The following is a 14,989-nucleotide window of genomic DNA, read 5'->3' on the forward strand; positions in this document are numbered from 1 at the left end:
GCATCGGCGCGGCCGCCGCGGGGATCCCGCGGGCGAGCCTTCACGCGAGCACCCCGATGTCGACCTTCCACTCCGCTCCCCGCTCGTCTCGGCTCCGCGGCCACGCGCGGGCGCTGTCGTTCTTCTCGGCGCTCGCGTTCGCGGGCCTCTCCTTCGCGGCGTGCAGCCGCACCGGTATCGGCACACCTCCGGAGGAGACCGGCCCGGGCGGCGCGGGCGGGCAAGGCGGCGTGGGAGGCGCGACCTCCACGAGCACGGGCGGCGGCGGGCAAGGCGGCGTGGGCGGCGCGCCTTCGTGCGTCGTGCCCCAGGATTGCGTCGACGCGGACCCTTGCACGACCGACACGTGCATCGACGGCGTCTGTCAGAACGGCCCGCGCGACGACGACGCGGATGGTTTTCCCCCGCTCGCGTGCGGCGGCACGGACTGCAATGATTTGAACCCCAAGGTCTTCCCGGGCAGCCCCGAGATCTGCACCGACGCGGCGGACAACGACTGCAACGGCGTCGCCGACTGCGCGGATCCCGCCTGCCTGCTCGCGCCGACCTGCGGTTGCGTGCCAAAGCCGGGCGGCGAGACGTGCGCGAACGGCGAGGACGACGACTGCGACACCATCGTCGACTGCTTCGACAGCGACTGCGTGGGCACGCCGGCCTGCGGCTGCAAGCCGAGCGAGGCGCTCGATTGCGACAACGGGTTCGACGACGATTGCGACGGCAGCATCGACTGCGACGATCCGGACTGCTTCGGCTCGACCGCGTGCTCCTGCCAGGCGCAGACCGAGTTTTGCAGCTCCGGGGCCGACGAGGATTGCGATCTCCTCGTCGACTGCGCCGATCCCGATTGCTTCGGCATCTTCCCGTGCGCCTGCCAGCCGCCGGGCACGCCCGAGGTGTGCACGGGCGGGGTCGACGAGGATTGCGACAAGCTCGTCGATTGCGCCGATCCGAGCTGCATCGTCTCGCCGGCCTGCCAGAACTGCACGGCCGAGATCTGCGACGACGGCAAGGACAACAACTGCGACAACAAGATCGACTGCGCCGACCCGGCGTGCTTCTTCTCGCCGAACTGCTCGCCCAAGCCCGAGGTCTGCAACAACGGGCTCGACGACGACAACGACACGCTCGTCGACTGCCAGGATCCCGACTGCGCGAACAACCCGATCTGCATCCTCCAGCAGGCGAACTGCCTCTCGCCGAAGCTCATCCCCGGCACGGGCCAGTACACGGGCGACACCACGGGCAACGTGAGCGAGACGAAGGGCGTCTGCGGCGGCGACGCCGGCGAAGCGGTCTTCTATTTCGTGCTGAATCAGCCCTCGCGCGTCCACCTCGACTCCATCGGGACGAGCTTCGACTCCACGCTCTACGTCCGCACCGGCAAATGCAACTCCGGCAAGGAGATCGGCTGCGACGACGACAGCGCGGGCGTCACCTGGTCGGCGAAGCTCGACTTCACGCTGCTCTATCCGGGCACGTATTACGTGTTCCTCGACGGGTACACCGTCGATCCGGAGCTCGGCGCGAACGAGGGGCCCTTCGTGCTCAACGTGGAGATCGAGCCGAACCCGAAGGAGAAGTGCGACGACGGCCTCGACAACGACGGCGACGTCTACGTCGACTGCGCCGATCCCGATTGCGCGAGCGTCGGCATCTGCGCGATCTGTCTCAATGGCGGCCCCGGCAAGCCCGAGTTCGGCGTCGCGGCTTGCAAGAACGGCGTCGACGACGACTGCGACGGCGCCACCGACTGCGCGGACGAGGACTGCAGCGCGAGCGATTATTACGTCACCGAGTGTTGCGACGGCCAGGACGAGAACGGGAACATGATCCCCGACGACTTCAACTGCCGCTGCGCCTCGGACGCCGACTGCTCGGGCGGGCAGATCTGCTACACGCACACCGCCTACGCCTGCGGCATTCCCTGCACGCAATACTTCGGCGACGTCTGCCCGTTCGTCGCCGCAGGATCGTATTGTAATCCTGCGACGAACCAATGCGAGTTCTGAGCCGGCCCGCCCGGGCGTAGGCGCGGCTCGTCTCGTGCCCGCGTGATCCCGAACACCTGCGTTTTCCGTGCCCGCCGCTGCCCGGCGGCGGGGCGCGCGTGATACCTTCACACGCGTAGCTTCAGGGAGGGGACGAGGAGCCCGGGGGCGGATGACCCTTCGTATCGTCTACGTGCCGATCGCTTGCAGCATGCCGCTCCTGTATGCGGCGTCGCGGGGGTTTTTCGAACAGAAGGGGCTCTCCGTCGAGCTCCGCAGGGCCCCGAGCTGGGACGCCGTGCGGCGGTTGCTCACCCACGACAAGGTCGACGCCGCGCACGTCCTCGCGCCCCTCGCCCTCGCCACGGGCCTCGGGATCGACGGCCGCGCCGCCCCCATCCGCGTCCGCGCCCTCCAGAACCAGAACGGCAGCACGCTCGTCATGAGCAAGAACCACGGCCGGATCACCGCGCCATACGAGCTCGTGGGCAAGGTCCTCGGCGTGCCGCACCGCTTCTCGATGCAGTATTACCTGCTCTGCGACTGGCTCGCGCGTGGAGGCGTCAATCCCTTGATCGACCTCACGATCCGCGAGGTCCCGCCGCCGCGCATGCCGCGCTGGCTCGCGCTCGGGCGCATCGACGGCGCGATGTTCCCCGAGCCGTTCGCGCAGCTCGTCGTGGATCGCGGGGGCGGCGTGGCCTGCATGCAGAGCCGCGAGGTTTGGCGCGGCCATCCCTGCTGCTCGCTCTCGTTCGGGGCGAGGTTCTGGCGAGAGACGCCCGAGCGCGCCGCCATGCTCCTCGAAGCCGTCGTCGAGGCCCAGGCCGAGCTCGATCACATGGATCCCGAAGGTCGCCGCGCCGCCGCCGGCCTCGTCGTCGCCCGCGGCTACCTGCCCGTGGAGGCGCGCTCCGCCCTCGAAAAAGCCCTCGCCGGCGAGCCCATGAGCCCGAGCGACGACCTCGGCCCCGATCGCCTCGGCTTCGCCCCCACGCCGTTCGTGGAGTACGGCGTGTGGATCCTCGCGCAGATGCAGCGCTGGGGGCAGCTCGCGGGCGACGTCGAGCACCTCGCCGCCGCGCGCGCGATCTTCGAGGCCGAACCGGTGCGCGGGATCGCAGCGCGCCTCGGCATGGCCGACACGGCCCCGCATCTCGACGGCGTGCGCGAGTTCTCCTTCGACGATCCGCTCGGCGCCGTGCGAGCGGCGCCCTTCTGCGCCCATCGCTCCGAGCGCCCGCCGGCGCCGCCGTACACCCTCTCCGAGCCCGCCCGCGAGCGCATCCACCGCATCCTCGACAGGCTCGCCGACATGGCGTGGGGCGCGCCCGATCTCGGGCTCTCGACCTTCGAGGACGACGAGCTCGGCGAGCTCGAACGCGCGCTCGACGAGTCGATCCGGGCCCGCGCGTTCGCCGAGGAGGCGCTCGTCGAGCACATGGAGCTCGAAGAGGCGCACGCGCGGCAGGACGCGCGGATCGAGGCACAACGCGCGCTCATCCGCGAGCTCGCCGCGCCCCTCGCGCCCGTGCTCCCGGGCGTCTTGCTCCTGCCGCTCGTGGGCCGCATCGATCGGGAGCGCGCGGCCGACATCGAGGAGCGCGCGCTGCGCGCGGCCTGGGAACGCTCGGCGCGCCGCGTGATCGTCGACGTGACCGGCGCGCGCCTGATCGACGAGGAGGCGCTCTCGCTCGTCCTGCGCCTCTCGCGCGCGCTCCGCCTGATCGGCGCCGAGTGCCTGCTCGTCGGGGTTTCCCCGGAGGCCGCGCGGATCCTCGCCGCGAGCCCGGATCCGGCCGGATTGCCGCGCTGCGTGCGGGATCTCTCGGCGGCCATCGGAGCGCCCGAGGCCGCATTTCCCCGGTGATTTCGCGCAGGAACGAGCCCATCCCGCTCCGGAATTCCCCGACGGAGTATCAGGATCTTCACGGGTTTCGCGGCTGGGCCAAGGCGGGGAAGATTTTCGACAAATCATGGATCGTGCTGGACATTGGGAGGGGGATTCTGGGAGCGATCTCTTCTTCACTTCGGACGCTCGATCCTCGGTTCTCCGCGAGGAGAGCAGAGCTCCCGCGCGATCCGACGAAACGCACGCGTGCGGCGCTCGCCGGCGCCTCGCTTGCCTCGAGGAGATCACGATCGCGCTCCTCACCGCGACGAGCGAAGAGGCCGTCGCGAAGGTGATCCTCGAGCTCGGCGCGGCAGCGCTCGGGGCGAGCGCGGCGCTCCTCGCGAGGGTCGAGGGCGATGCGCTCGTGATCCTCGACGGGAGAGGGATGCCCGAGGACACGCTCGCGCAGTGGCGAAGGCATTCACTCGACGTCTCGACCCCGCTCGCGATGGCCGTGCGAACGCGCGCGCCCGTGTTCATCGAGACCGAAGCGGAGTGGGCAGCCGCGCTTCCGGACGCCGTGCGGGCCATGATCGGTCCGCGCGGGCCACGCATCGCGCTTCCGCTCCTCGTGGGGGATCGGGTCCTCGGCGGGCTCGGCTTCATCTTCCCGGCGAGCGTGCGGTTCACCGAGGACGACCGGGCGCTCGCGGTGACGCTCGGTCGCCAGTGCGCGCTCGCCCTCGATCGGGCGCGCCTCGAAGACGCCGAGCGGAAGGCGCGCGCCGAGCTCTCGCTCCTCGCGCGGCGGCACGATCGCCTCCAGCACACGACGGCTGCGCTCGCCGCGGCCACGACGCCGCTCGAGGTCGCGCGCGCCGTGGTGGGGGACGCGCGCGCGGCCCTCGCGGCCGATCGCGCCGTCCTCGCGATCCCCACGCCGGACGGGCAGGGGCTCGTGGTGCTGGAGCACGAGGGCCTGGCGCCGTGGGCGAGCCGGACGCCGCACCCGTCGTTCCCGCTCGACGCGGACATCCCCCTCACGGTCACCTTCCGCACGGGCGAACGCCTGTGTCTCTCGTCGAAGGCCGCGATCGAGGCTCGCTTCGCGCCTGCGAGCTGGGGCGGCGCGGCCACGCCGGGCTCGCTTTTGTGTCATCCGCTCGTGGCGCGGGGCCGCACGATCGGCGTGCTCCTCTTCGGCTGGGGCGCCGAGGGCGCGCCGGACGCGGACGGCGCTGCGATCGCCGAGGAGCTCGTGCACCGGAGCGCGGTCGCGCTCGACCGGGCCATGCTCCACGCCGCCTTCGAGCACGAGAACCGCACGCTCACCGCGTTCATCGCGGCTTGCCCCGTGGCGGCCATGATCCTCGATCGCGACGGCACCGTGCGCGTCTGGAACCCCGCGGCCGAGCGCATGTTCGGCTGGTCCGCGGCCGAGGCCGTCGGGCACTTCTTGCCCATCACGGACAAACCTCACGAGACCGAGGCGTTCATCGCGCGGGTCGCGGGGGGCGAGATCCTCTCGGGCATCGAGGTCGAGCGCCGGCACAAGCTCGGCCACACCATCGACATGTCCCTCTACTCGGCGCCCATCGTGCACGGCGACGGCACGGTCCAGTGCCTGTCGATCTGCATGGACATCCGGGAGCGCAAGCAGGCCGAGGCCGAGCTGCGCCACGCCTACGAGATCGCCCGCGACGCCGATCGGCGCAAGGACGAGTTCCTCGCGCTGCTCGGGCACGAGCTCCGCAACCCGCTCTCCCCGATCCTCACGGCGCTCTACTTGATGCGCCTCAAGGGGCGCACCGCGGGCATCGAGCGCGAGCGCGATGTCATCGAACGCCAGGTCCAGCACCTCGTCTCGCTCGTCGACGACCTGCTCGACGTCTCGCGCATCATGCGCGGCAAGATCCAGCTCAGCACGCGCCCCATGGAGATCGCCCGCGTCTTCTCGCAGGCCATCGAGCTCGCGAGCCCCCTCTTCGAGCAGAAGCGGCACGAACTCCGCGTGGACGTGCCGGCCGAGGGGCTCCTCGTGGACGTGGACGAGACCCGCATGGCGCAGGTCCTCGCGAACCTGCTCACGAACGCGGCCCGGTACACGGACGCGGGCGGGCACATCGCGGTCGCGGCGCGGCGCGAGGGGGGCGAGGTCATCCTCTCGGTGCGGGACGACGGCAGCGGCATCCCCTCCGAGATGCTGTCCGTGATCTTCGACCTCTTCGTGCAGGGCGCGCGGGGCGCCGATCGCGCGGGGGGCGGGCTCGGGCTCGGGCTCGGGCTCGTGCGCAGCCTGGTCAAGCTGCACGGGGGCACGGTGAGCGCGCGCAGCGACGGCCCGGGCAGGGGCAGCGAGTTCGAGGTGCGCCTGCCTGCGCTTTCGCCGAGCCGCGCCTCCTCGCCGGACCTCCGTGAGCCTGTCTCGCCGCGGCTCAGCAAGGTGCGGCGGGTCCTCGTCGTCGACGACAACCGGGACGCGGCGCAGATGCTCGCCGAGGTCCTCGCGAGCTACGGCCACGAGGTCGAGATCGCGCACGACGGCCCGCAGGCGCTCTCCGTCGCCGCGTCGTTCCGGCCCGAGGTCGGCATCCTCGACATCGGCTTGCCGGTCATGGATGGCTACGAGCTCGCGCTCGAGCTACGCGCGGCCTACGGCGATCGCATCATGCTCGTCGCGGTGACCGGCTACGGCCAGGAGCACGACAAACGCCGCGCCTTCGAGGCGGGTTTTGCCCGGCATTACGTGAAGCCCGTCGCGGCCGACGCGCTCCTCCGTGAAGTGTTCCCTTGATGGCTCGTTGAACTGCGCTCGGGGTCGAGCGCGAAGGCGCGGGCGGGGGAGGGGTTTTCCCGCCCGCGCGGGCGATCCTCAGTGGATCTTGATGTGGACCTTCGGGCCGCGGCCCTTCCAGCCCCACTTGCCTTTGCCCTTGCCCTTGCCGTGGACGACGACGACGGGCGGGGTCGGGACGACGACGACCGGGGCCCAGTTCGCCACGACGAACAGACCCACCACGGGCGCGCTCGGGCCCACGATGACCACGGCGCCGGGGTGCCAGCCGCAGAGCACGACGACCGGCGTCGGCACGTCCTCCGGGTAGAGCACGACCGTCAGCTTGTGCGGGTTCGTCTTCACCACGACCTTGCCGGTGAAGAAGAGGCCCTTCGGCTCCGGTTCGAGCTCGACGAACTCGGGCCCGCTCGCCACCACGCCGAGCTTCACCTTCCGCTTGCCGACGGGGATCGGCTTGAGATCGTCGTCGAGCACGTAGACGCGCGACTCGCCCGTCTTCACGTCGGCGACGACCTCGATGAGATCGTCGCCGGCGACCTGCAGAACGCCGCCGTTCGGGCCCTTCTTGCCCTCGGGGATCTTCGCTTCGGCGCTCACCTTCGCGGTCGCGACGAGCTCGTGCGTGCCGCCCTTGGGCACGTACAGCGTGCTCTTCACGGGCTTGCCCTTCACCTGGACGTCGTACGTCACCTCGGTGAGGTCGTCTTCGAGCTTGGGGATGTCGGCCGTGTGGACGCCGGCCTTCGCGTCGAAGACGAGCTTCGCGGTCACGGGCTCGGCGCCCTTGCGCGCGGGCTTCACGATGACATTGCCCGTCACGCCGTCGTCGAGCGGCGCCCCGTCGGGCGACTTGAAGCGGGCCTTCACCTTGCCTTCCGGCGCGACGGCCCACGTCACGGTCGCAGCTTCGTGCTGCTCCGTGATCGCGTCTTCTGCCGCGATGTTCTCGGCCGTCACCTCGGCCTCGGCTTTGTCTTCCGTCTTCGAGCACGCGGGCAGCGCCGCGACCGCGGCGAGCGACAGCGCGACGAGCGTGGAGTGCAGGAGCTTTTCGAGTCGCATCCCGAACATCCTACCCAGAATCGCACCGCTCCGCGATATCCATCTCGCCGAAACCTTGCCTTTTCAGGCCTCCGGAGCGCGCGTGGGGTGGAAATGCCGCCTGGTAACTGGGATTGGCAGCGGCCCTTCGACGTGCGGGCGCGTCATATTTGTCGTTTGCGGACGGACCAAACGAAGCCGTCGTAGAAGAAATGCATCAGGGCCACGGTCTGGACGAGGCTCCAGAGCGCGCGGCTCCCGTCGGAGGTGATTTCAGCGAGGGCGCCGTAGCCGAGGGTCACGCAGGCGAACACGGCGGCGGCGATGGGCGCGCCGAGCCGAAATTGTTGGAGCCGCAACCTTTGGAGCAGCACGCGTCGCTCCGACCACCAGACGAGGCCGAAATATTGCACCGCGTGAAAGAGGTTCATGATGAGAAAGGCTTGCCCGAAGGGGTTCCAGCCCCACGCCCAGATCGAGCAGAGGCCCGTCGTGGCGAGCAGAAACACCTTGGGGAAGCTCACCGCGTGGCCGCGCCGCGCGAGGCGGACGTAGCTCCGCACGTAATACGCGAGGAAGAGGCCACCAAAGGCGATCACGGCCCAGGCGATGTGACGCTGGTGGGACAACATCGCGGTCGGGATCTCCGTGAGGAAGAGGACGTCGACGTCCTCGAAGAGCTCGAACTTCTGGAAATGCGCCAGCATCGTGGCGCCCGAGACGATGGGGCCGGCGTAAAGCAAGAGGTTCAGGCCGAGATCGAGCCGGCGGAGCGCGGTGGGATCGTTGCCCTGGTTTCGCTCGTAAATGCGCCCGAGGCCGAAGGTCTGGAGCGACGAATGGTAGACGTCCCAGAACGTGACGAGCACCGTGGCGATCACCACGGCCCACATCGAGGTCATCATCGCGGCGAACGCGGCGATCGGGACGACGAGGAAGCGGAACTTGTGGCGCGGGAACACGTCCGGGTTGAGGTGGCTGCGGACGAACACCGCGACGAGGTGGGCGTTCACCACGATCCCGAGCAGCAGCGTGCTCCAGGTGACGCGCTTGCCGGCGAGCCAGAATCGGTCCGTCGCGAGCCACGTGCCCGAGACGAGCGCGCCGACGATCACCGAGGCGATCGGCGGCAGCAGGAAAAACACCCAATCGTAGACGGGGCCTGCGATGTAGGCGGACCGGGCCTTCGTGGCGCGCTCGGCGGGCCTCGTCGCATCAAGCGTCGTCATGGCGCGTCCGCGGGCTCGGCTTCGGGCGCGGGCGTGGGCTCGGGCGCGGGGTTCGTGAAGCGCAGGGTGACGCCTTTCTCCGCGAGGTGATCGACGAGCCAGAGCACGAACAGGTTGAGCCCGAGCATTTCGAGCGACTCTTCCACCGCGTCGATGAGCCCGTATCCGAGGTTGTGCGTGCCATTCTGCTCGGTCCAGTACCCGAGCGGCAGCTCCATCCCCACCGCGCCGCCGACGTAAATGGCGCCCGCGACCAGGAATCGGATCCGCGTCTTCCGCGGGAGATGCCGCAGGAACGGGATGTACGCGAGGCCCACGAGCAGCACCACGACCGCGGCCGGAAGGACCCAGCTGAAGTAGAGGACGCCCGAGAGCTCCACGAACGTACCGGCCATTTCGTGGAACTCGAAGAGCTCGTCCACGGCGATGTACGCGAAGCCCGCGGAGAGCCCCCACCAGTGCGCGACGAACCGCTCGCCCGGTCGTTTCGTGGCCGCGGCGGCGAGCGCGAGCAGGAGCGACGTGAACCCGAGCAGCGCCGCCGTGTAGAACGTCGGCACGTTGCCCTCGTAACTCATCGAGAGGAAAGGCACGATCCCGGTGCGGCTCGGCAGCTTGTAGAGGGGCTTCAGCACCTCCACGAGCACGCCGCCGAGGACGACCAGGCCCATGGGCACGAAAAGCAGCGGCCGGAGCCTCGATTTCGACAGGACGACGTCCATCCCAGTGCCTCTACGCTCGCCCTTCGATCGGGCTCATCATGCACCCGCGCGGAGGCCACGCGCAAGCCTAACGTTCGTGGTATCAAGGGTCCGTGCACGACGGTCGTCCGAGCTTCACATCCATGGCCGTGGCCACGATCCGGGCGCTTTACACCGATCTTCCGGCGCCCTTCGCCGGCGCGCGTGATCCCATCGCGGCCGCGCTCGTCCCGCGGCCCCTCTCGCTCGCGGCGCGCCTCGCCTCGCGCGCGGCGGTCTCGGAGCGCGCGACGGAGCTCGTTCATCGCGGGCTCGGGCTCGCCTCGCTCGGCATGACGTACCACGTCGCGCTGCGCACACAGGCGATCGACGACGCGGTCCGCGAGAGCCTCGCGCGAGGCGTGCGGCAGATCGTCGTGCTCGGCGCCGGGCTCGACGGGCGGGCGTATCGCATGGACGAGCTCGCGGACGCGGCCGTCTTCGAGGTGGATCACCCGAGCACGCAGCGCGACAAACGGGAGCGCCTGCGGGCGGCGCGGATCGAGCCGAGGGCGCGCGAGGTGCGGCTCGTGCCCGTCGATTTCGAGCGTGACGACCTCGGCGCCTCGCTCGCGCGGGAGGGTTTTTCCGCGGACGATCCCTCGTTCTGGATATGGGAGGGCGTCACCATCTATCTGACGCGCGCGGCCATTGCGGGCACGCTCGGCTCCATCGGCGCGGCGAGCGCGCCGGGCAGCCGGGTCGCGCTCACGTACGTGCCTCCGCGCAAGCCCCGGATCGAGCGGGTGCTGCTCGCCGGCGGGCACGTGATCGCGCGCGCGCTCGGCGAGCCCATTCGTGGGTTCGTCGAGCCCGAGGATCTCGCGGCGCTCGGCCGGGATGCGGGGCTCGACGTGGTCCGCGACGAGGGCGCGGACGCGTGGGCGGAGCGGTACTGGTCGACCGATTACGAAGGCATTTTCGAGTGGGAGCGGCTCGCGATCCTGGAGCGACGCGCGGCGTAAACGAACGGTCCCGAGGCGGACGAGGGGCGCTTCGAATCGGCGCACGATTCGTGCTCGGCGCGGGAGGGGCGTGACGGCGCGCAGCGGTCATGGAATCGTGCCTGCGCTGACTTTCTTTTCGACCCTTCCAGGAGGCCTCGATGCGAAGGACGTTGTTCATCACGCCGCTTTTCCTGCTCGCGATCGCCTGTGGAGACGACGTCTCCCCGAAGCCCCCCGGCTGCGGCGACGGCGAGGTGAGCGAGGACGAGATCTGCGACGACGGGAACACCGAGGACGGCGACGGATGCAGCGCCGACTGCGTACCCGAGCAGGTGTCCGAAACATGCGGCAACGGCGTCGTGGATCCGCTCGAAAATTGCGATGACGGCAATACGACGAACGGCGACGGGTGCAGCGCGACCTGCGACCTGGAGAGCTGTGGCAATGGCGTGGTCGATCCGGGGGAGGATTGCGACGACGGGAACGACATCAACCTCGACGGGTGTCCGAACGACTGCAAGAAGGCGAAATGCGGCAACGGCGTGATCGAAGCGCCGTACGAGACCTGCGATCCGCCGAACACGGCCGTCTGCGACAGCCAGTGCCAGGGGCTCCCGTTCTGCGGCGACGGCGAGGTCGAAGGCGACGAGCAGTGCGACGACGGCAATTTCTTCGGCGGCGACGGCTGCATGGGCTGCCAGCTCGAGTTCTGCGGGGACGGCTTCAACAACAACAACAACCAGGAGCAGTGCGACGACGGCAACCAGACCAACGGTGACGGCTGCAGCGCCCTCTGCGTGTACGAAGGGTGCGGCGACGGGACCTTGCAAGCCGGGCTCGGCGAGGCCTGCGACGACGGCAATACTCTCGGCGGGGACGGATGCCGGTCGAATTGCACCCTGGAGGTCTGCGGCGACGGCATCCTGGATCCGGACGAGGCGTGCGACGACGGCAATGCGGTCGACGACGACGGCTGCGGGAGCGATTGCAAGACGGATGGCTGCCACGACGGCATGACGACCCCCGAGGAGCGCTGCTACACGGGTTTTGCCGCATTCACGGGGTCGGACGGCATGACGATCGTGGGCAAGGGGGATCTCGACGGCGATGGGCGGGTCGACGTCGTCGTGGACAACAGCGAGAAACTCGTGTGGATGCGGAACCGCGGCGACGGGAGCCTCACGCCGACGACGCTCTTCACGGGAGCCCCGCTCCGCGCGACGGCGCTCGGGGACGTGGACGCTGACGGAGACACGGACGTCGTGATGGCGTACGGTCAGGACCTCGGGCGTGAGCTGATCGTCCTGACGAACGACGGCGCCGGCACGTTCACCAAGAACTCGACACCCGACCAGCCGATCGGGGGCCTCACGCTTGCCGATTTCGACGGCGATGGGGACGCGGATCTCGCCGTCGTGCTCGACAGCCTCGACGGCCTCGCGGTGCGCGAGAACATGGGAGGCGGCGCGTTCGGCCCGCCGAAGACGCTCTCCATGGACCCGGAGGGGTATGGCATCGTGGCCGGCGATCTCGACGGGGATCTCGACCTCGACCTCGCCTCGTTTTCCCCGGCGACGAATTCGCTGCGATTCTACCCGAACCAGGGCAATTTCACGTTCGGCGCGCTCGTCGACGTCCCGATTCCGACGGGGAATGGCTCGTTCACCGCGAGCGTGCTTCTCGACGACGTCGACGGCGATGGCCTGCTCGACGCCATCACGAGGGATGGACTGCAGAAGGAGATCGTGATCGCGCGGAACCAGGGCGGGTTTTCATTTGCACTGCAACAAGTGCCGATCGGCGATAGTGCCTCCCCGGCTCTCGTCTTCGACGCCGATGGTGACGGTGACAAGGACATTTTCCTTTCGGCGGACGTCCAGGCAGCAGATCCGAAGGGGCTCAGCGTGCTCACGAACGATGGCACGGGCACGTTCTCGGTCGGCTTGGATCTCTGGGTCCCCGAGGGCGTATGGAGCGGGCCCATGGTCGCGCTCGATCTGGAGCAGGATGGCGACGAGGACATCGTCATCAACACGTCGTACGGCCTGAATGCGCTCGTGTACGACGCGTCGCAAGGGTTCTTCCCGCGCCAGGTCTTGCTGGCGAAGGGTACGTCGAGCTCGATTCTGATGGGGGACGTGGACGGAGACGGCGACAGCGACGCCGTGCTCCATTCAGGGGGCATCTTCGTCGCGCGGAACGATGGAACGGGGCATCTCCTTCCGCCCGTGCAGGTGCCGAATACCCAGTCGGCTTCGCGGTTCGCGCTCGGGGACATCAACGGCGACGGCGCGCCCGACCTCGTCTTCTGGTCCTCGGTCGGCACGCAGGCGGTGCACGTTCTTTCCAATGACGGCGCAGGCAACTTCGGCGCGCCCGTGCCCGTATCGAACGTCCTCGACGCGACGGTCGAGCTTTTCGTCGCGGATCTCGACGTCGACGGCGACGAGGACGTCCTCAGCGTCAGTTCTTACGGCGCCCAGGCAATCCTCAATGACGGAATGGGGGGCTTGTCGCCGAAGACCGCGTTCACGACCGCCGTCGGGTTCGCCGTCGATTCCGCCGCGCTCGCCGATTGCACGGGGGATGGTTTGCCCGAGCTCGTCCTCGGGATCAACTCGCGGATCGATACGTTCGAGAACAAGGGCAACGGAGCCTTCACGCAGCTCGCCACGACGCAGATCGATTTCAAGCTGGGCGCGCTCGCGGCCGGCGACGTGGATATGGATGGGCAGCCCGATGTCGTGGTCGCGCCGAATATCTCCGGGCAGCTGGTGAACGACCTCCGCCTCTACAAGGGAATGCCCGGCGGCGCGTTCTCCGGGCCCACGATCGTGCCTGCGGGCCCGCAGATCCGCGAGGTGTTCCTCGTCGACCTGAACCTCGACGGCAAGCTCGACATCGCCAGCCTGGATTCGTACGACGGGAAGATTCTGCTGCACTTCCAGAATGCGGCCGGGCAATTCGTCGCGGACGTCGAGTTCCCGGCCATCTACTCGGGGTATTCCCTCGCCGTCGGGCCGCTGAACGGCGACACGCTGCCGGATCTCCTGGTGTCGAGCTTCACGACCAAGTTCGTGAGCGCCATCCTGTCGAGTCCTTGACGGGTACGTCCGCGCCTCGCGGATCGGCTGGGCTCCTGGTACCATGAGCCCATGAGGTACCCTCTTTCCTTTCTTGTATTCTCGGCGTGGCTCGCGGGTTGTGGGCCCGTGGTGGATACGAATGACACCTCCACGTCCGGGAGCGGCGGCGCCGGCGGCTCGTCCGGCGTGGGCGGTTTCGGCCCGGGTCCGTCCGCGCGGTGCGTGCCGCTCACGAAGCCTTCGGTCGACATGCTGCCGCTTTGTGGCTCGGGAGACGCGCCTTGCCAGATCCTCGAAGAGGAGCTGCTCATGGTCCCGCCCGCATACCGGAACGACGCCCCGGCGCTCTCGCTCGACGCGTCTTGCCGGCCCCGGATGCTCTTTTCGTCGGCCGTCGGCGAATACAAAGGGTTTTACGCCGTGCGCAAGGCAGCGGGCGACTGGGAGGTGAATCCGACGCCGTTCGATTCGGCCACGGCGGGGCTCGTGTCGATCGCGCCCGATGTGCCGGTCGCGCTCGTGAACGACGGGGCCTTCGGGGCTTCGTTGTGGTCGTTCACCGCGGCGGGGTGGAGCCTCGTCGACGATGTCCCGGCGGAGGGCACGAACCTGGCCCGGGGATTCGCGATCGGACAAACCGGTGAGCTCTTCGCTGGATTTCGTGGTCCCGGGGACGAGCTGCTTTTCGGGAGGTATGGTTCGTCCTGGTCCGTCGAAAAGCTCGGCGGGACCCCCTTTCCGTTCCCGGTCGCGGTCTCGCCCGAGGGCGTGCCGCACCTGATCGCGTGGGAAGCCGTGAATGGCGCGTGGGAGCTCCACTGGCATGCGCCGCCGTTCGCGCACGAGGTCGTCATGCCGCTCGGCTCGGGGACGCTGCAAGCGGATTCGTATCGCCTCGTGCTGGCCGCCACCGCGGCGGACGCGGCGAACACCCAGGGCAAACCTCACGTCCTCGCGTTACGCCAGCTCTCGGATTTCACGTTCGAGCTCGTGTACGCGACGCGCGAGGGGGCGAATGCGTGGACCGTCACGCCCATCGAACAAGTGCCGCAAGGGGTCACGGTGTATCCGCTGGGAATCGTGACGGACGAGGCGGGCTCCGTGCGACTCTTTTATTCGCGGCTCGAGATCGGCTCGCCGACGGCGGGGCAGCTCGTCGTGGCCTCGCCGCATCCCGGCGGTATCGCTCAGGCCGTCGTGACAGAGGGTTTTTCCCCGTTCGGCGCCACGTTCGACCGCGACGGGGCCGGCCGGCTCCACGTCGCGCTCTACGAGCTCGGAATCACGAGTGACGTCGGGATCCGATATCTCCTGCTGAGCCCGTGAT

Annotated in this window: 9 protein-coding genes; 6 read left to right on the forward strand and 3 right to left on the reverse strand. The window is 69.1% G+C overall.

Annotation, left to right across the window (positions count from 1 at the left end):
- Positions 1-56: 56 nt before the first annotated feature.
- The 3 genes from QHF83_RS17575 (at position 57) to QHF83_RS17585 (ending at position 6,616) form a co-directional block, all read left to right on the forward strand.
- Positions 57-2,009, forward strand: coding sequence for a MopE-related protein (locus QHF83_RS17575; protein ID WP_282419004.1), 1,953 nt, complete (start codon positions 57-59; stop codon positions 2,007-2,009).
- 151 nt (positions 2,010-2,160) lie between these two features.
- On the forward strand, positions 2,161-3,858 hold the full coding sequence (locus QHF83_RS17580) for an ABC transporter substrate-binding protein (protein WP_282419005.1): 1,698 nt from the start codon (positions 2,161-2,163) through the stop codon (positions 3,856-3,858).
- Between the two features lie 106 nt (positions 3,859-3,964).
- Complete coding sequence (locus QHF83_RS17585) at positions 3,965-6,616, forward strand: ATP-binding protein (protein ID WP_282419006.1); 2,652 nt, start codon at positions 3,965-3,967, stop codon at positions 6,614-6,616.
- Positions 6,617-6,694: 78 nt separating this feature from the next.
- Here the strand turns inward: QHF83_RS17585 and QHF83_RS17590 are convergent, their stop codons facing one another.
- The 3 genes from QHF83_RS17590 to QHF83_RS17600 all read right to left on the reverse strand — a co-directional run bounded on the left by QHF83_RS17590 (position 6,695) and on the right by QHF83_RS17600 (position 9,611).
- Positions 6,695-7,681: a hypothetical protein gene (locus QHF83_RS17590; RefSeq protein ID WP_282419007.1), complete on the reverse strand. Its 987-nt coding sequence runs from the start codon at positions 7,679-7,681 to the stop codon at positions 6,695-6,697.
- 143 nt (positions 7,682-7,824) lie between these two features.
- Positions 7,825-8,889: a hypothetical protein gene (locus tag QHF83_RS17595; RefSeq protein ID WP_282419008.1), complete on the reverse strand. Its 1,065-nt coding sequence runs from the start codon at positions 8,887-8,889 to the stop codon at positions 7,825-7,827.
- Complete coding sequence (locus tag QHF83_RS17600; RefSeq protein ID WP_282419009.1) at positions 8,886-9,611, reverse strand: hypothetical protein; 726 nt, start codon at positions 9,609-9,611, stop codon at positions 8,886-8,888. Before QHF83_RS17600 ends, QHF83_RS17595 begins: the two co-directional genes overlap by 4 nt.
- Positions 9,612-9,703: 92 nt before the next feature.
- On the opposite strand from QHF83_RS17600, the gene QHF83_RS17605 reads away from it, so the two are divergent.
- The 3 genes from QHF83_RS17605 to QHF83_RS17615 all read left to right on the forward strand — a co-directional run bounded on the left by QHF83_RS17605 (position 9,704) and on the right by QHF83_RS17615 (position 14,988).
- Complete coding sequence (locus tag QHF83_RS17605; RefSeq protein WP_282419010.1) at positions 9,704-10,594, forward strand: SAM-dependent methyltransferase; 891 nt, start codon at positions 9,704-9,706, stop codon at positions 10,592-10,594.
- Positions 10,595-10,734: 140 nt separating this feature from the next.
- Complete coding sequence (locus QHF83_RS17610; protein ID WP_282419011.1) at positions 10,735-13,680, forward strand: FG-GAP-like repeat-containing protein; 2,946 nt, start codon at positions 10,735-10,737, stop codon at positions 13,678-13,680.
- Positions 13,681-13,731: 51 nt separating this feature from the next.
- Positions 13,732-14,988 carry a hypothetical protein gene (locus QHF83_RS17615; RefSeq protein WP_282419012.1) on the forward strand — a complete coding sequence of 419 codons (1,257 nt, stop codon included), beginning with the start codon at positions 13,732-13,734 and terminating at the stop codon, positions 14,986-14,988.
- Position 14,989: the final 1 nt, after the last annotated feature.

This window comes from Polyangium sp. 15x6, from assembly GCF_029960785.1.
Taxonomy (GTDB): Bacteria; Myxococcota_A; Polyangia; order Polyangiales; family Polyangiaceae; genus Polyangium.